At 72.9% G+C, this 16909-nt stretch carries 10 protein-coding genes; 6 read left to right on the forward strand and 4 right to left on the reverse strand.

What is annotated here, in order from left to right; all coding sequences use genetic code 11:
* The first annotated feature begins 7 nt into the window (after positions 1 to 7).
* The 6 genes from ACQUQD_RS24820 (at position 8) to ACQUQD_RS24845 (ending at position 11392) form a co-directional block, all read left to right on the forward strand.
* The gene (locus tag ACQUQD_RS24820; protein WP_428954331.1) at positions 8 to 1855 is read left to right on the forward strand and encodes a hypothetical protein; all 1848 of its coding nucleotides are present in this window, start codon (positions 8 to 10) and stop codon (positions 1853 to 1855) included.
* Entirely contained in the window at positions 1852 to 2985 is a 1134-nt protein-coding gene (locus ACQUQD_RS24825; RefSeq protein ID WP_428954332.1) for an acyltransferase family protein, read from the forward strand. The genes ACQUQD_RS24820 and ACQUQD_RS24825 overlap by 4 nt, the downstream gene beginning before the upstream one ends.
* A 60-nt stretch (positions 2986 to 3045) precedes the next feature.
* Positions 3046 to 3870, forward strand: coding sequence for a TylF/MycF/NovP-related O-methyltransferase (locus ACQUQD_RS24830; RefSeq protein ID WP_428954333.1), 825 nt, complete (start codon positions 3046 to 3048; stop codon positions 3868 to 3870).
* A gap of 186 nt (positions 3871 to 4056) precedes the next feature.
* Positions 4057 to 7521, forward strand: coding sequence for a bifunctional glycosyltransferase/CDP-glycerol:glycerophosphate glycerophosphotransferase (locus tag ACQUQD_RS24835; protein ID WP_428954334.1), 3465 nt, complete (start codon positions 4057 to 4059; stop codon positions 7519 to 7521).
* The gene (locus ACQUQD_RS24840) at positions 7518 to 10250 is read left to right on the forward strand and encodes a CDP-glycerol glycerophosphotransferase family protein (RefSeq protein WP_428954335.1); all 2733 of its coding nucleotides are present in this window, start codon (positions 7518 to 7520) and stop codon (positions 10248 to 10250) included. The genes ACQUQD_RS24835 and ACQUQD_RS24840 overlap by 4 nt, the downstream gene beginning before the upstream one ends.
* A complete protein-coding gene (locus tag ACQUQD_RS24845) occupies positions 10247 to 11392 on the forward strand; it encodes a glycosyltransferase (protein WP_428954336.1) in 1146 nt (381 codons plus the stop codon). The genes ACQUQD_RS24840 and ACQUQD_RS24845 overlap by 4 nt, the downstream gene beginning before the upstream one ends.
* On the opposite strand, the gene ACQUQD_RS24850 is transcribed toward ACQUQD_RS24845, so the two are convergent.
* From ACQUQD_RS24850 to ACQUQD_RS24865, 4 genes are all read right to left on the reverse strand, one after another.
* Positions 11393 to 12235, reverse strand: a complete 843-nt coding sequence (locus ACQUQD_RS24850; RefSeq protein ID WP_428954337.1) for a class I SAM-dependent methyltransferase — start codon at positions 12233 to 12235, stop codon at positions 11393 to 11395.
* Between the two features lie 76 nt (positions 12236 to 12311).
* A complete protein-coding gene (locus tag ACQUQD_RS24855) occupies positions 12312 to 14528 on the reverse strand; it encodes a bifunctional glycosyltransferase/CDP-glycerol:glycerophosphate glycerophosphotransferase (RefSeq protein ID WP_428954338.1) in 2217 nt (738 codons plus the stop codon).
* Positions 14529 to 14685: 157 nt separating this feature from the next.
* The gene (locus ACQUQD_RS24860) at positions 14686 to 15567 is read right to left on the reverse strand and encodes a carbohydrate ABC transporter permease (RefSeq protein WP_428954339.1); all 882 of its coding nucleotides are present in this window, start codon (positions 15565 to 15567) and stop codon (positions 14686 to 14688) included.
* Positions 15564 to 16892, reverse strand: a complete 1329-nt coding sequence (locus tag ACQUQD_RS24865; RefSeq protein ID WP_428957646.1) for a carbohydrate ABC transporter permease — start codon at positions 16890 to 16892, stop codon at positions 15564 to 15566. Before ACQUQD_RS24865 ends, ACQUQD_RS24860 begins: the two co-directional genes overlap by 4 nt.
* Between the last annotated feature and the right edge of the window lie 17 nt (positions 16893 to 16909).

A 16909-nucleotide genomic window follows, 5' to 3' on the forward strand; every position in this document is an offset into this window, starting at 1 on the left:
GCAGTGGATGAAGATCCTGAACCGTCCCGCCCCGTCCCGCCCCGCCGTCCCCGGCGCCCGCCGCTCCGGCGCTCCGCCCGACACCCCGTCCCGGTCCTGGGCCGTGCCCGTCGCCGTGCTCGCCGGCACCGCCCTCGTCGCCGTCCGCGCCGCGGGGCTCGGGCAGTGGATCGTCGACGACGCCGCCGTCACCTTCGCCTATGTGCGCAGCATCGGGGAGGGGCTCGGCCCGGTGCAGCAGGCGGGATCCCCGCCCGTCGAGGGGTACTCGAACCCGGCCTGGCTGGCGCTGCTGCTCGTCGGGCGGGTGCTCGGCCTCTTCGACCGCGGCGCGTGGTTCGGGGTGAGCGATCTCGCGCTGTTCCCGAAGGCCCTCGCCCTCGGCTGTGTCGCCGGGACGCTGGCGTGCGTCGGGGGAGCGGCGCGGGTGGCGCTGCCCGCGCGCGCGTGGCTCGTCGTCCTCGGTACGGGCGCGCTGCTCGCCGCCGACCAGGCGTACGTCGTGTGGTGCTTCTCCGGTCTGGAGAACTCCCTGTACGGGCTGCTCGCCGCGGCCCTCGCCCTGCTGCTCGTCCGCGGCGGCGCCACGCCCCGGGCCGCGTGCGCCGCCGCCGCTCTCGCGCTGCTCGCCGCCCTGACCCGCCCCGACGGCGCCGTGCTCGCCGCCGCGTACCCGCTGACCGTGCTGCTGCTGCGCCGCCCGGGCGCGCTGCGGGCGGCCCTGTGCCACTGCGCGGTGTTCGGCGCGGGGTACGGCCTCTTCCTGCTGTGGCGGCACGCGGAGTTCGGGCGCTGGGTGCCCAACACGGCCGTCGCCAAGTCGCAGGAGCCGCCGGACACCGCAGAGCTGGCGAAGGTGGGGGAGCTCATCGGGTACGCCGGCTGGGCCTTCGTCCTCGTCTGCGTGGCGTGCGCCGGGCTCGCCCTCGGGCGGCCGGGTCCCGTGCGGCGGGTGATCGGCGTGCTGTGCGTGCCGCTCACCCTCACCCTCCTCGCGTACGGGGCGCTCGCGCGGGACTGGATGCCGCTGTACCGGTTCGCCACCCCGGTGTGGGTGCTCGGCTCGGCCGTCGCCGCGCTCGCCGTCACCGCCGCGTGGAGCGGGGCCCGGCCGCGCGCCCGGGCCCTGCTCGGCTGCGCCCTCGGCGGCGCGCTCACCCTCTCCCTGGCCGGGCAGGGCGCGCACGACGAGCGGTTCACCGCCGAGCCGACGCTCTCCATGTGCTGGGTCGCCGACCGCTACGGCCGCACCTTCGACACGTACGCCGACCGGCTCGCCCTGCGCCCCGGCGCCACCGCCGCGCTGCCCGACCTCGGCGGCACGCTGCTCGCCAGCCGGCTGCGGGTCGTCGACGTCGCCGGGCTCACCGACCGCAGGATCGCCGACGCGTACGCGGCCCACGACAAGGCGGCCCTCACGCGGTACGTGCTGGACGAGGTCCGCCCCGAGCTGATCCACTCCCACGGCGCCTGGCCGGGGCGGTCCGGTCTGACCGCCGCCCGGCTCGCCGCCGCCGGATACGTGCCGCTGTACCGGGAGGACAACGGCGGCGACTACGTGCTCGCCTCCGCCGTCCCCGGCGGGGCCCGCCGCATCGCCGCCGTACGGGAGTGGGCGCGGCCCCGGGTCGACCGGATGCGCCACGAGAAGCACGCGGAGGGCGGCCGCCTCGGCGACTGCGGGGCGCGCCTGGTGCCGGGCCGGGCCGCGGCGATCGGCCACTATGCGCCCGCACGGGGCGAGGTACCGCCCCCCGGCAGGCGCGTCCCGCCCCCCGGCGCCGCTGAACCCATCCCGTTGGCCCCCGTGCGCAGCGCCCCCGTCGTGCTCGCCGCCGCGGAGGTGACCCGATGACCACCGCCCTGGTCCCGCACCAGCCCCCGCTGCGGCAGCGGGCCCACGTCCCCCGTACGGACCGGCTCGACTCGCTGACCGGCCTCCGCTTCCTCGCCGCGTTCGCCGTGTTCACCCACCACTTCACGGGCGCGAGCCCGACCGGCGGCGTCGCCCACGCGCCCGCCCTGTTCCCGTACTCGACGATGGGCGTCAACGGCGTCGGGTTCTTCTTCGTCCTGTCCGGGTTCCTGCTGGCCTGGGGACACCGCGCCGGGACCCCCGCCCGCGACTTCTACCTGCGGCGCGCGGGCCGCATCCTGCCCCTGCACCTGGCCGCGACGGTGCCCTGCATCTGGGTGTTCCACGTGTGGGGCGGCGTGCCCTGGGACCTGCCCAGCTTCCTCGCCTCACTGGTGCTCGTGCAGACCTGGTTCCCCGGCGTCGTGCCGATGTTCCCGGGCAACGGGGTGTCGTGGACGCTGAGCGTCGAGGCGTTCTTCTACCTCCTGTTCCCGTTCGTCATCCGGGGCGCCTACCGGCTGCGCACCCGGGCCCTGCTGGCCGTCGCGGCGGCCGGGCTCGTCGCCATGTGGGGCGTCAACTGGTGGGCCGCCACGCACCTTTCGCCCTTCCACTGCGAATGGCTGATGCGGCACCCGGTGACCCGGCTGCCCGAGTTCGCGCTGGGCGTCGCCCTCGCGCTGGCGGTGGGACGCGGGCTGCGCCTGCCGCTGCGGCCGGGCGTCCTGACCGCCGCCTTCGCCGCGTACACCGTGGTGTACGTGCATCGCGAGGACTGGTTCGGTCCGGCCGTCTCCGGCCAACTCGACTGGACCGTGCGGCCGTTGGTCGCCCTGTTCTCCGCGCTGGTGATCGTCGCGTATGTGCGGCGCGAGCGGGACGGTGAGCGCGGCTGGCTCTGCACGCCGCTCATGGTGCGGCTCGGCGCCTGGTCGTACGCCTTCTACCTGCTGCACCAGACCGTGAACCGGCTGATCCTCGACCGCTGGGGACAGGCCGCGCCCGGCGACCAGAACGTGTTCGCCCTGATCGGCGTCGCGACCGTCGTCGTCGCCCTGTCCTGGGCCGCGTACGCCTATGTCGAGGAACCGGCCCGCCGCTGGTGGGCACACCGTCAACGCACTTAAAGTAATCAGGAGTTGACTGAGTGTGACATGAAGGGTGAAATGCGCGTAGTGTCCCGCCCCATGGCATGGAAGAAAGCTGTCAACGGCGCCCTGCGGACGCTCACCGGATACCAGCTGACCCGACCGCAGGTGCCCGCCCCGCGCGCCGCGGCCCCGCAGCCCCCGAAGCCCGCGCCGCCCGCGCCCGCACCCGCCAGGCCCAAGGGGCTCAAGCTGCCCGTCGACTACGACGACGAGGCCAAGGAGACGATCCGCGCGGTCAAGCCGTGGACCATGACGTCCCCGGAGCGGCTCAACGCGTTCATCCTCGCCACCCGGTACGTCGTCCGGCACGGCATCCCCGGCGACGTCGTCGAGTGCGGCGTGTGGCGCGGCGGCTCGATGCAGGCCTGTGCGAAGACGCTGCTCGGCTGTGGCGTCACCGACCGCGACCTGTACCTCTTCGACACCTTCGAGGGCATGACCCCGCCCACCGAGGAGGACCTGCGGCGCGACGGCACGCCCGCCGCCGACATCCTCGCGCGCAACGACAAGGACAAGGCGATCTGGGCGTACGCCACCCTCGACGACGTCAAGTCCGGCTTCGGGAACGTGCCGTACCCGGCCGAGCGCGTCCACTACGTGCCGGGCAAGGTCGAGGACACGGTGCCCGGCGAGGCCCCCGACAAGATCGCGATCCTGCGGCTCGACACCGACTGGTACGCCTCCACCAAGCACGAACTCGACCACCTCTACGACCGGTTGGTGCCCGGCGGCGTCCTGCTCATCGACGACTACGGCTACTGGCAGGGCTCCCGCCAGGCCGTCGACGAGTTCCTGGAGCGCACCGGCGAGCGGCTGCTGCTGCTCCGCATGGACGAGGGGCGCATCGCGGTCAAGCCGTGAACTGCTGCTCACCTGCGCGTATTTGGCGACCGGCCCCCGCGTCGAAGGATGCGGGGGCCGAGGCGTGATCACTCGTATGGCCCAGGACGGGTGACCGGGAACGGCGTCACCGGTTGTTAACGAGTAGGCCTCTCGAAGGCCCACCGCCGGTCCATCGTCGTTCGCCGGAAGGAATGTGCGCAGCGCATGACACCCCGCCTCACCGTCGTCGTCCCCATCTACAACGTCGAGGACTACCTCGGCGCCTGCCTGGAGTCGCTGTCGGCGCAGACCATGCCGGACCTCGAGGTCGTGATGGTCGACGACGGCTCCACCGACGGCAGCGGCGGGATCGCGCGCGCATTCGCCGCCGGGGACTCCCGGTTCCGGCTCGTCGAGCAGGCCAACGCCGGCCTCGGCGCCGCCCGCAACGCCGGTGCCCGGCACGCCACCGGCACCCACCTCGCCTTCGTGGACAGCGACGACGTGATCCCCGAGGGCGCCTACGAGCTGATGCTCGCCACCATCGAGGAGTCGGGGTCCGACTTCGTCACCGGCAATGTCTTCCGGCTGCGCGCCGACGGCTCCACGGACCAGTCGCCCATGTTCCGCAAGGCGATGGCCACCACCCGCACCGTCAGTCACATCACCCGCGACTGGGACCTGATCGCCGACCGGATCGCCTGCAACAAGGTGTTCCGGCGCGACTTCTGGGACGCGCACTCCTTCGCCTTCCCGGAAGGCGTGCTCTTCGAGGACATCCCCGTCGTGCTGCCCGCCCACTTCCAAGCCCGCTCCGTCGACGTCCTGCACGACACCGTCTACCTCTGGCGCGACCGCGACGGCTCGATCTCCAACCGGCGCGCCATCCCGCGCGCCGTGCACGACCGGACCGCCTCCGTCGCCCACGTCAGCGACTTCCTCGCGGGGCGGGCCGAGTGGCAGGAGGCCAAGCGGCGCTACGACTCCTCGGTGCTCGCCGGTGACCTGTGGATGTTCATGGAGGCGCTGCCCGACGGCGACGCCGAGTACCACGAGGCGTTCCTCGACCACGCCAACTCCTTCGCCGACAGCGTCGACCCGGCCGTCCTCGACGCGCTGCCGCTCGGCCTGCGGGTGCGCTGGCGGCTGATCCGCGAGCGCCGCACTACGGAGCTGCTCGCCTTCATGGCGTACGAGAAGGCGAACCCGGGCGCCTTCCGGGCCCGGCGCGGGCTGCGCGGGCGCCGCGCCGACTTCCCCGCCGTGACCGGACGGCTGCCCCGCAGGATCGTCGGCCTCGCCAAGGCCGACCTGCCGCTGGACGCCCGGGTCACGCACGCGGCCTGGGGCGACGACGGCAAGCTGCGGCTCAAGGGCTACGCGTACGTGCGCAACCTGCCCGCGGGCCGGTTCCGCGCCCGCGCCCGCGTCGCCTGGCTGCGCGCGGGCCGGCGCCGGGCCGTGCCGCTGCGGCTGCGCACCGTCCGCTCGCGCGAGGCCACGCTCGCCTCCAAGCAGGGCCTGCACAGCTACGACCGGGCCGGGTTCGAGACCGTCGTCGACCCGGCGAAGCTGGTCACCGGACAGACCGGCACCACCTGGAACCTGGAGCTCGGCGCCTTCGCGGGCGGCCTGCTGCCGCGCACCGGGCCGGTCCGGATGAGCGGCCCCTGTCCGCTGCCCGTACGCCACCTCGACGACTTCCTGCGGATCGCGCCCACCCTGCGGGGCGGCCGGCTGCGGCTGCGGGTGGAGAGGCTGCAGGCGCGGCTCGTCGAGCACACCGGCGACGGCGAACACATCACGATCAAGGGCGAGTTGAGCGCCGGGGCGCCCGGCGGCCTGGTCGCCCTGCGCGTCGAGAACTGGCGCAGCAAGGAGGCCCACGACCTGCCCGTCGCCGTCGACGGCCGCACCTTCACCGCCCGGGTCCCGCTGGCCCTGTTCGGCGCGTCGGAAGGGCCCGCGGACCCGTGGGGCGCCGGTCTGGTCCGCGAGGGCGGCGGCTGGTCCTCGCTCGCCGTGCGCCCCGACATCGCGCCCGGCCGCTACGGCCTGCCCGGCGGCCGGGAGCTGATGATCCTCGCCAACCCGTCCGGCAACACCGAACTGCGCGACCAGACCGTGCGGCCCGTCGTCGACACCGTCCGCTGGGAGGAGTCCGGGCGGCTGCTCCTCGCGGGCAGCTATCCGGACGCCGGCCGGCGCGAACTGGTCCTCGCCCACAGCGGCCACGCCGAGGAGACCGTCGTCCCGGTGACGCTCGCCGACGGCCGCTTCGAGGCCACGCTGACGGCCCACGCCCTCCCCGGGCCGGCCGGCACCCTGCCGCTCGCCGAGGGCAACTGGTACCTGTTCCTGCGCCCGGCGGGCGACAGCGACCCCGACCACCGCGTCCCCGTCCTCGTCGCGCCCGTCCGCCACCCGGACCTGCCGCTCACCCGGGCCCTGGGCGGCCGGGACTTCACCGTGCAGCGCCGCCACCACGACCAGCTGCTGCTCACCTCGGGCTCGTCACTGCCCGAGCGGGACCGCGGGCGCGGTGCGCAGCAGGCGCTGCGCACCGCCTACGCCACGCAGCGCACCCTGCCGCGCCGCGACGCCGTCTTCTACGTCAGCTTCGACGGGCGCCAGCACTCCGACTCGCCGCGCGCCGTCTTCGACGAACTCGCCTCCCGGGGCGTCGAGCTGGAGCACCTGTGGGCCGTCCGCGACCAGCAGGTGGAACTGCCGCCCGGCGCCACGCCCGTCGCCCTGTGGAGCGCCGCCTGGTACGAGGCGCTGGCCCGCTGCCGGTACATCGTCACCAACACCCACCTGCCCGAGTGGTTCGAGCGCGCCGAGGGCCAGTACGTCGTCCAGACCTGGCACGGCACGCCCCTCAAGCGGATCGGCCGGGACCTGCTGGGCAGCGCCTCCGCCGACGCGAAGTACATCGCCACGCTGCCCGCCCGCGCCGACCAGTGGTCGCTGCTCGTCTCCCCGAACAGCTTCTCCACGCCCGTCCTGCGCGGCGCCTTCGGCTACACCGGCGACGTCCTCGCCTCCGGCTACCCGCGCAACGACGTGCTGCACGCCGCGGACCGCGACAAGCTCGCCGCGTCCGTGCGCGAGCGCCTCGGCATCCCCGACGGCAAGCGCGTCATCCTCTACGCCCCGACCTGGCGCGAGAACCAGCCCCGCAAGGCGGGCCGCTACGGCCTCGACCTCCAGCTGGACCTGGCGGCGGCGCAGGCCGCGCTCGGCGACGACCACGTCCTCCTGGTGCGCCGCCACTACCTGGTCGGCGGCGCCGTGCCCGTGTCCGACTTCGTCCGCGACGTGTCCCGCCACCCGGACGCGGCCGAACTCCTGCTGATCGCCGACGTGCTGGTGACGGACTACTCCTCGATGATGTTCGACTTCGCGCAGACCGGCCGGCCGATGCTGTTCCACACCTACGACCTCGACCACTACCGGGACTCCCTGCGCGGCTTCTACTTCGACTTCGCCGCGCAGGCGCCGGGGCCGCTGCTGCGCACCAGCGACGAGGTGATCGCCGCGCTCCTCGACCCGGACGCCGCGGTCGCCGGGCACCGCGACGGGTACGCGCGGTTCCGGGAGGCGTTCTGCGATCTCGACGACGGCAGCGCCGCCGCGCAGGTCGCCGACGCGATGCTCGCCCACGGTGTGGACGGGGGCCGCCGATGAGCGCCGCCGAACTCTTCGACGTCAGCGTCCTCGTCGACTGCCCGGCGGGCACCGACCCGGCGCGGCTGCGGGCCACCGTCCGCTCCGCCCTGGACCAGACCCTCGCCGGCACGGAGGCCGCGCTCACCGGCGCCGGCGCCGGCGAGGCGGGCGCCGCCCTCGCCGCCGACCACCCGCACCGGGTCCGCGTCGGCGCCCCCCGCGGCACGTACGTCCTGCCGCTGGCCCCCGGCGAAATCCTGGAGCGCAACGCCTGCCGCAACCTCTTCGCGGCTGCCCGCCGCACCGGCGCCGACCTGGTCGCGGGCCGCTGGACCCGGCTCACCGGCAACGGCGGCAAGCAGCGCGCCCCCGAGTGGTCCGCCGGCCTGTACGCCAGGTCACGGGTCCTGGAGACGGTGGCCCAGGCGCCGGAGCTCGTGACCCGGGACGCGCTGACGGCCGGGTACTGCGTGCGCCGTCCGCTGTTCGGCGACGGCGCGACCGGGCTCGCGCTCGCCGTCGCCGCCCGCCGGATCGCCCTCGTCCCGAACCTGATCACCACCCACCGCGCCGCCCCCGACCCGCTGCGCGACTTCCAGGCCGCCGTCGCCGCGCACCGGCACGCCCTCACCCTGATCGCCGACCCGGAGCTGCGCGACCGCCGCGCGCACGCCTTCGTCGCCGACCACGTCCTGCCGTGCGCCCGCGCCTTCCTCGGCCCCGACCGGACCCGCAGGGCCCAACACGCGGCCCAGATCGCACAGTTGCTGGACGGACTGGTCGACGCCGAGGTGCTCGCCGGGCTCCCGCCCCTGGAACGCGTCGCCGTCCGGCTGCTCGCCGACGGGGACGCGGACGGCGTGCACACCGCCGCGTACGCCCTGCAGCGGCCCGGCACCGTCGTGACCCCGCTGGCCCGCACCGAAGGGCGCGTCCACTGGAGCGCGCGCCACACCGACGCCGCCTACGACGTCACCGAACTCGGCCACCAGCACCGGGCGCACCGCGACCTCACCCTCCTCAACCGCGTCACCCGGTGCGCACGCGAGAACGGGACGCTCGTCATCGAGGGCGAGGTCGTCGTGCCGCTCGGCCTGTTCGACGGCGCCCGCGCCGGCGTCCTCACCGCGACCCTCGACTTCAAGGTGCGCGACGCCGGCGAGCGGACCGTGACCGTGCCCGTCGACGACGTCCGGCTGCGGGGCGAGCACGGCGACACCGTCAGCTGGCGCGCCGCCGTCCCCCTCACCCGGGCGCTGCGCCCGCGCGGCATCGGCGACCGTGTGTGGGACCCCCGGCTGCGCCTCGGCATCGACGGTGAACTCCTGCCCCCGCTCGACCTGTTCGCCGAGAAGGACGCCGTCCCCGCCAAGGCGACGGCCCTGCCGGCCAGGCCCCGGCTGTCCCGGCTGACGGCCGACACCTGGCAGCCGTACGTCACCGCGAAGCACCACCTCGCCGTGTGCCTGCTGCCGCGCAGGCGCCCCGCCCGCAAGGCCAACGCGCTCGCCCGCTACGCCACGAACTTCCGCCCGGCCCGCAAGGTCAAGCAGCTCTGGAAGAAGCTCCGCAAGAAGCACGAGGCCCTGCACACGCAGCGCGTCAAGATCCGCGTCTACCGCCGGGTCCTGTGCCGGCTGCCCGTCAGCCGCGGCACCGTCGTCTTCGAGAGCCACATGGGCAAGTGCTACGGCGACAGCCCCCGCGCCGTCCACGAGGAACTGATCGCACGGCGGCGCGGCGCGCGTGTCGTGTGGTCGTACGCGAAGGACCCGACCGGTTTCCCCAAGGACGCCACACTGGTCCGGCGCTGGTCGTGGCGATACCTGTGGGCGCTGGCCCGCGCCGAGTGGTGGGTCGACAACCAGGGCTTCCCGCACGCCCTCGACAAGCCGAAGCACACCACGTACCTGCAGACCTGGCACGGTTCCGCGTACAAGCGGATGGGCTTCGACGAGATCCGGCACAAGACGCAGAACGCCCCGCAGCGCGAGCAACTCGCCCGCGCGGTCGGCCGGTTCGACCACTTCCTGGTGCGCTCCGAGCACGACGTGAAGACCCTCGCCCGCGCCTACCGCCTCCCCGAGGAGCGGCTGATGCGCGTCGGCTACCCGCGCAACGACCGCCTCGTGGAGACCAGGAAGCGCGACGAGCGCCAGGGCCGCTTCCCGCGCCCGGCCCTGGCCGCCGGACTCGGCATCCCCGACCACCGGACCGTCGTCCTGTACGCGCCCACGTTCCGCGGCACCCCCAAGAACCGCAAGGTCCGGCTCCCGCTCGATGTGCGCGCGTTCGCCGAGCAGTTCGGGGACACGCACGTCCTGCTCGTGCGCGCCCACTACATGGAGGCCGCGACCCTGCCGGTCACCCCGCCCGGCACCGTCCTCGACGTGTCCGCCCACCACGACGTCAGCGAACTGCTCTGCCTCGCCGACGTGCTGATCACCGACTACTCGTCGATCATGTTCGACTACGCGCTCCTCGACCGTCCGATCGTGCACTTCGCGCCCGACCTCGACACGTACGCCGCCGAGCGCGGCAGCTACTTCGACCTGCGCGCCCGCGCCGGCGGTCCGGTCGTCGCGACGCAGGACGAGCTGCACCGCACCCTCGCCGGGATCAAGGAGTCGGACGGCGACTGGCGGGAGGCGCGGCGCGCGTTCGCCGCCGAGTTCGGGACGTACGACGACGGAGGCGCCGCCCGCGCCGTCGTCGACGCGCTCTTCACGCGAAAGGCAGGCTCATGACCGCGGCCCGCGACCTCTTCCTCGTCGCCAACACCACCGACGAACTCGGCGGCGTCACCGCCTGGACCCACCAGATGGCCCGCCTGTTCACGGGCGCAGGACACCGCGTGCACGTCATCGGCGTCCACGAGTCCGACCTGAAGATGGCGGTGCCCGAGGCCCCCGGCTACCCGGTGACCAGCCTCTACGAGCAGCACCCGCCGACCCCGCGCCCGCTGCGCGGCGCCCGCCGCCTCAGCGTGCCCGCCCGCCGCCGCGAGAGCCGCCGGATCGCCGCGAAGAAGCGGGCCGTCGCCACGCTCGACGGGATCCTGCGCGAGGCGCGACCCGGCTCCGTCGTGGTCGTCACCCAGGTGTGGCCGATGGAGTGGCTGCGCGAGATCGACACCTCGCACCTGACGCTGATCGGCATGAGCCACGAGTCGTTCGCGTACTCCCGCGCCTGCCACCGCTACCACTGGGTGAAGCGGCACTACCCGCACGTCGACCGCTGGCTCGCGCTCACCCAGGAGGACGCCGACATCTGGACGGCCGAGGGCCTGGACAACGTCGACTTCATGCCCAACGCCCTCGCCCACCTGCCCGCCGTCCCCTCGCCGCGCGCCGAGAACGTCGTCTGCTCCATCGGCCGCCTCGCCGACCAGAAGGGCGTCGACATGCTGCTCGACACCTGGGCGAAGGTCGCGCCGTTCCGTGCCGACTGGCAGCTGCACGTGTACGGGGCGGGCGCGGACGAGCCCCAACTGCGGCGCCAGTGCACCGAGCTGGGGCTCGACGGGTCGGTGAAGTGGCTCGGGCGCACCGACGACGTGCCGGGCGCCCTCGCCGCCTCCTCCGTGTTCGTGCAGTCCTCCCGCGGCGAGGGCTTCCCGCTGGCCCTCATGGAGGCCATGGCCAGCGCCGTGCCGTGCGCCGCGTTCGACTGCGCGCCCGGTGTCCGCGAGATCGTCCGCGACGGCGAGGACGGGCTCCTCGCGCCGCTCGGTGACGTCGACGCCCTCGCCGACCGGCTGCTGCGCCTCACCGGCAACCCGCGGATGCGGGACGCCATGGGGGAGCGGGCACGGATCAACGTCCAGCGGTTCTCCGAGGAGCGGGTCCTGGAGCTGTGGGAGGACCTGTTCGGCCTGCTGGAGCGGTAGCTACCGGCCGAGCAGCGACCGCAGCAGCCCCTTCGACGAGACCTTCGGCGCCGGGGCCGCCGCGGTCGCGGCCCCGCCCTCGGCCTCGTACCGGGACCTCGGCTGGGCCGGGATCCGCGCCTTGCGGCCGTCGATCCGGATCATCGACTGCCCGGCGACCTCCTCGGCCCCGTGCCAGAAGTCGTCCCGGCCGGCCAGCATCGTGCCCAGCTCGCCGCGGACCGGCTCGGTCGCGCCCCAGGTCCCGTAGAACTTGGTCGCCGTGATGCACAGCGGCTTCAGGCCGGTCGTGGCGACCGCGCCCCAGGTGGCCGCGGCCACGCCCGGGCAGTGCTCGGCCCGGAAGTCGTCGAGCACCACGATGCCGTCCTCGCCGAGGAGCGCGCGGGCCGCCTCGATGTCGCCCCGCACGTGCTCGTACAGATGCGAGCCGTCGACGTGCACGAAGCGGCAGCTGTCCGCGTCCACCAGGGACGTGATCACGTGCGAGGGCCCCTGGACGACCCGCGGCAACTCGTCATGGAAAGCCTGGTAGTTGGCCTCAAACGCGGCCCGTGTCAGGGTGCTGTACGACTTGTTCATCTCCTTGTCGTTCGCGGTGTCGGACGCGGGCGAGTCGAAGAGGTCGCAGACGGTGAACGTCTGGCCCGCCTCCAGGTACTGGCCCATGAAGACGGCGCTCTTGCCCATGTAGGCGCCGATCTCGAGCAGATCGCCCTTCTGGCCGCGCTCGCGCTGCCGGGTCAGGAACCAGTCGAAGAGCACCTGGTCGATGTTGTGGAACCAGCCTTTCACCTCGGCGAGGGCGGCCGGGCGCGGCAGAGCATGGGGCTCGTGCTGCATGTCAACTCCCGTGTCGGTGTGGAGATCCGGGGGTGCGGATCCGGATGCGGGGTCTCAGGTGGGGTCAGAGGTGGGGTCAGAGGTGGGGAACAGCCGTGCCGGACGGTTCGGCGGTCTGGTGCGGTACGCCGCGCGCGGCCGACGGCGTGGCCACCGTCTCGCCGAGCACCAGGTGCCGCACGACGCGCTCGCCCGCGCGCCCGTCGTCGTACGCGCAGAACCGCTCGCGGAACGCGGCCCGCAGTTGCGCGGAGCGCGAGCCGCGCCAGTGCCCGGTGGCGAAGATGTCGATCAGTTCGTCCTCGGAGCGGGCCACCGCGCCCGGCGGGAAGGACCGCAGGTCGAAGTAGGTGCCGCGGGCCGCCTCGTATGCCTCCCAGTCGTCGGCGTGGATCACCAGGGGCCGGTCCAGGCACGCGTAGTCGAACATCAGGGACGAGTAGTCCGTGACCAGCGCGTCCGAGGCCAGGCAGAGGGACTCGACGCTCGGGTGGTCCGACACGTCGATGAGGCGGTCCCGCGCCGCGCTGGTCAGCGGGGCGTCGTACGCGTGGTGGGCGCGGGTGAGGATCACGAAGCGCGGGCCCAGGGTGCGCAGCATCCGGTCCAGGTCCAGCGTGAGGCGCTGGGCGACCCGGTAGTCCCGGTGCGTGGGGGCGTAGAGGATCGCGACGGCGTCGCGCGGGATGCCGAGCGACTCCCGGATGCGCGCGACCTCCTCCGAAGTGGCTCTCCGGAAGCGGTCGTTGCGCGGATAGCCGTACTCGAGGGTCGTGTACGCGGCCGGGAAGACGCGCTCCCAGACCAGGGTGGAGTGGCGGTTGGAGGACAGGACGTAGTCCCACTTGTCGGCGTTGCGCAGCAGCTGCCCGAAGTCCGTGTCGCGGGCGGCCGCGGGATGGTCCTGGAGGTCCAGGCCCATCTTCTTCAGCGGGGTGCCGTGCTGGGTCTGGATCAGGACCTGGTCGGGGCGCTTGACCAGGCGGCGGTCGAAGTTGACGTTGTTGACGAGGTACTTGGAGCGGGCGAGCGCCGTCCAGTACGCGGCCGTGCCCGGCGTCAGCCGCCGGGTGCCCGCCGGGATCGTGTGCTGGTGCTCGGGAAGGGCGATCCAGGAGGTGCGCACCCGCGGGGCGTGCTCACGGAACGCCTCCTCCAGGGCGCCCGGGTTGCAGCCGTGGCCGCGGCCCCAGTAGCTGGTGAACACCGCCTCGTGCGGCCGTACCGGGAGCCGCAGCTGGACCCGGTAGTGGAGCTGCAGGACGGCCGCCCGCAGGGTGCGGCGGGCCGTCGCCGCGTACCGGCCCGCGCGCCGCGCGACGCGCAGGGCCAGCCACAGGGCCCGGTACGTGCGGTGCGAGCCGAGACGGACCAGGGCGTGCCGCAGCCGGGTCCGGCGCGGGACCCGGACCCCCTGGACGCGGTACCGGGCGTAGTGCGCGCGGGATCTGCGCAGGAACTCGGCCCGGCTGCGGCGCGGCAGCCGGCCCCGCTTGGTGAAGATCGTGGACAGGTGGTCGACCATGCGGCGGAAGAGGACCGGCCGCCACTCGGCGTCCAGATCGGGGTGCTGGTCGAGGAACTCGAAGACGCGCTCGTACTGGTCGAAGATGTCGAAGTGCTTGCGGGACGTCGTGCCCAGGATGTTGCCCTGGCGGCGCTGGCGGTAGTGGACGCAGACCCGGTCCAGGGTCGCGATGGTCTCGGAGGCCATCAGAACTGGGTAGGTCCACGGAGTGTCCTCGTAGTAACCAGGGGGGAACGAGAAGCCCTCCCGCTCGATGAACTCCCGGCTGTACGCCTTGTTCCACACCACCATCAGGATCCTCAGCAGGCCCGGACGGTCCGCGAGACGGAACGGTGCGGGGCCCTCCTGGGTCAGCAGATGCGCGTACTGGTTGCGGACCTCGCGGCCGTCCCAGAACGTGCGCGCGTAGTCGTAGTGCAGGACGTCGGGGAAGCCGGTCTCCTTGACGCGGTCCGCGATCGCCCGCAGCGCGCCCGGGGTGAGGGTGTCGTCGCTGTCGAGGAACAGGACGTAGTCGCCGGTGGCGTGCCGCAGGCCCGCGTTGCGGGCGCGGCCGAGGCCGACGTTCTCGTCGAGGTGGACCGCCGTGACACGGGCGTCCCGCGCCGCGAACTCGTCGATGATCGACCCGCAGGCGTCCGGCGAGCAGTCGTCCACCGCGATCACTTCGAGGTCGGTGAAGGACTGGTCCAGGACCGAGGAGAGGCACTCGTGCAGGTATGCCTGCACCTTGTACACGGGGACGATGACACTGAACCGGGGCAAGGTCGCACATCCATGGGTCGGCGCGGGCATACTGCCCGGGAACGCCCGACGGAGTGACCGGGTTACGCCGGATGTGCCATCCGGGGGACAACGTCGCAGGCGAGAGGGGCGGGCCGTGTTCTCCTGGCCCGCCCCCCCCGATGCCGCGACGGTGGAACTACTTCACGGCGCCCGCCATCACGCCGGACACGAACTGCTTCTGGAACGCGAAGAACACGGCCAGCGGGATCACCATCGAGATGAACGCGCCGGGGCCGAGCACGTCGATGTTGTTGCCGAACTGCCGGACCTGGGTCTGCAGGGCGACCGTGATCGGCTGGCTGCCGGTGTCCGTGAAGATCAGCGCGACCAGCATGTCGTTCCACACCCACAGGAACTGGAAGATGCCGAGCGAGGCGATCGCCGGACCGCCCAGCGGCATCACGACCCGGACGAACAGGCGCAGTTCACCGGCGCCGTCCAGGCGTGCCGCCTCCAGGAGTTCGCGGGGGATCTCCGCGAAGAAGTTCCGCAGCAGGAACACCGCGAACGGCAGCCCGAACCCGACGTGGAAGAGGATCACGCCGAGCAGCGAGCCGAAGATCCCGATGCTGCCGAAGAGCTTGGCGATCGGCACCAGGGCGAGCTGCACCGGCACCACCAGGAGCCCCACCACGATCAGGAAGCACCAGTCGCGGCCCGGGAACTCCATCCAGGCGAACGCGTACCCGGCCAGTGAGCCGATGACGATGACCAGCAGGGTCGCCGGCACCGTGATCAGGATCGTGTTGACCAGCGACTTGGTGATGTCGGAGTTCTCCAGCAGGCTGCGGTAGCTGTCGAAGGTGAGCTGCGAGGGTTCGCTGAACACCTTCCACCAGCCGCTCGCCGCCATGTCCGCCGGGCTGCGCAGCGAGGACAGCAGCAGCCCCACCGTCGGCACCAGCCACATGGCGCCCACCAGCACCAGGACGAACTGCACGACGCCGCCGCCGACCCTCTCGGTGACGCGGCTCGCGAACGAGCGCCGTGCCTTCACTGACTCGTCGACGGTGGTCATCGCCGTGCCTCCCGCCGAAGTCGCCTCATGTTGAACCACATCACCGGGATCACGAGCAGCAGCAGAAGGACCGCGATCGCGCTGGCCAGGCCTACGTCGTCGTCGTTGAACGCCGACCGGTACAGCTGCAGCGCCAGCACATTGGCGTCGTCCTGCGAGGCACCGGGCGCGATGATGAAGATCAGGTCGAAGATCTTCAGGACGTTGATCATCAGGGTCACCAGGACGACGGCGAGCACCGGCGCGAGCAGCGGCACCGTGACCCGCCGGAACACCTGCCACTCGGACGCCCCGTCCACCCGGGCCGCCTCCAGCAACTCCCGCGGGATGCTGGCGAGTCCGGCCCCGATCAGCACCATCGCGAAGCCGGCCCACATCCACACGTACGAGACCATGATCGAGGTCGTCACGATGTTGAGGTAGAAGTCGAAGCCGCCCAGGTGGATCGTGAAGAACTTCTTGTCGCCGAGCCAGTCGACGCCGTTGTACGCCTCCTTGAAGTTCGAGGCGGGCAGCCGGAGTTTCGCGCCGTCGGCCTTGGCGGGCAGGGCGAACGTGCCGTCGGCCGCGGCCGTGGTGGAGGCCACCACCTGGCCGCCCTTGACGGCCTCGATCCGCATGCCCGGGTAGCCGAGCTCGGTGGAGTCGAGACCGTTCACACCGCCCGCGCCCTTGCCGAGCGTGAAGTCCTGCCAGACGGTGCCGGTGACCTCGGCCGGCGCGTTGCGCGGCTCCTTCGCCGGCTTCGCGTCCTTCGGCATCTGATCGGCGGCGACACCGACGAGCGCGAGCTTCACCGGCTGCCCGGCCCGCACCGGCTCCTTGGTGAGGTAGGGGCCGCCGCTCTGCCCGGCGAGCGTCCCGTTCGGCCGCGGATGCGCCTTCGGGAACGCGGACGACTCGGCGAACGTGTCGTGGATGCCGACCCAGACCGCGTTCACCGCGCCCTTCTCCGGGTCCTGGTCGTACACCAGCCGGAAGATGATGCCCGCGGCCAGCATCGAGATCGCCATCGGCATGAAGACGACGACCTTGAACGCGGTGCCCCAGCGGATGCGCTCCGTCAGCACGGCGAAGATCAGGCCGAGTGCCGTGGCGACCGTCGGGGCGAGCACCACCCAGAAGATGTTGTTGTTGATCGCGGCCTTGGTGTCGGCGCGCGTGAACAGCGTCTCGTAGTTGTCGAACCCGATGAACGAGTCGCCCGACGCGTCGAAGAAGCTGCGCACGATCGAGAACCCGATGGGGTACACGACCAGCGCGCCGAGCAGCACGAGCGCGGGCAGCAGGAACAGCACCGCGACCGTCCGGCGGGTGCCGGTCACGCTCTTGAAGCGGCCTG

Source organism: Streptomyces sp. cg35 (assembly GCF_050410835.1).
In the GTDB taxonomy this organism is placed as follows: domain Bacteria; phylum Actinomycetota; class Actinomycetes; order Streptomycetales; family Streptomycetaceae; genus Streptomyces.

What these genes read in the sequence shown, in the direction of transcription:
- ACQUQD_RS24820 (WP_428954331.1), top strand. Translation starts at nt 8, where the DNA reads ATGAAGATCCTGAACCGTCCCGCCCCGTCCCGCCCCGCCGTCCCCGGC.
- ACQUQD_RS24835 (WP_428954334.1), top strand. Translation starts at nt 4,057, where the DNA reads ATGACACCCCGCCTCACCGTCGTCGTCCCCATCTACAACGTCGAGGAC.
- ACQUQD_RS24830 (WP_428954333.1), top strand. Translation starts at nt 3,046, where the DNA reads ATGGCATGGAAGAAAGCTGTCAACGGCGCCCTGCGGACGCTCACCGGA.
- ACQUQD_RS24845 (WP_428954336.1), top strand. Translation starts at nt 10,247, where the DNA reads ATGACCGCGGCCCGCGACCTCTTCCTCGTCGCCAACACCACCGACGAA.
- ACQUQD_RS24840 (WP_428954335.1), top strand. Translation starts at nt 7,518, where the DNA reads ATGAGCGCCGCCGAACTCTTCGACGTCAGCGTCCTCGTCGACTGCCCG.
- ACQUQD_RS24850 (WP_428954337.1), bottom strand. Translation starts at nt 12,235, where the DNA reads ATGCAGCACGAGCCCCATGCTCTGCCGCGCCCGGCCGCCCTCGCCGAG.
- ACQUQD_RS24860 (WP_428954339.1), bottom strand. Translation starts at nt 15,567, where the DNA reads ATGACCACCGTCGACGAGTCAGTGAAGGCACGGCGCTCGTTCGCGAGC.
- ACQUQD_RS24825 (WP_428954332.1), top strand. Translation starts at nt 1,852, where the DNA reads ATGACCACCGCCCTGGTCCCGCACCAGCCCCCGCTGCGGCAGCGGGCC.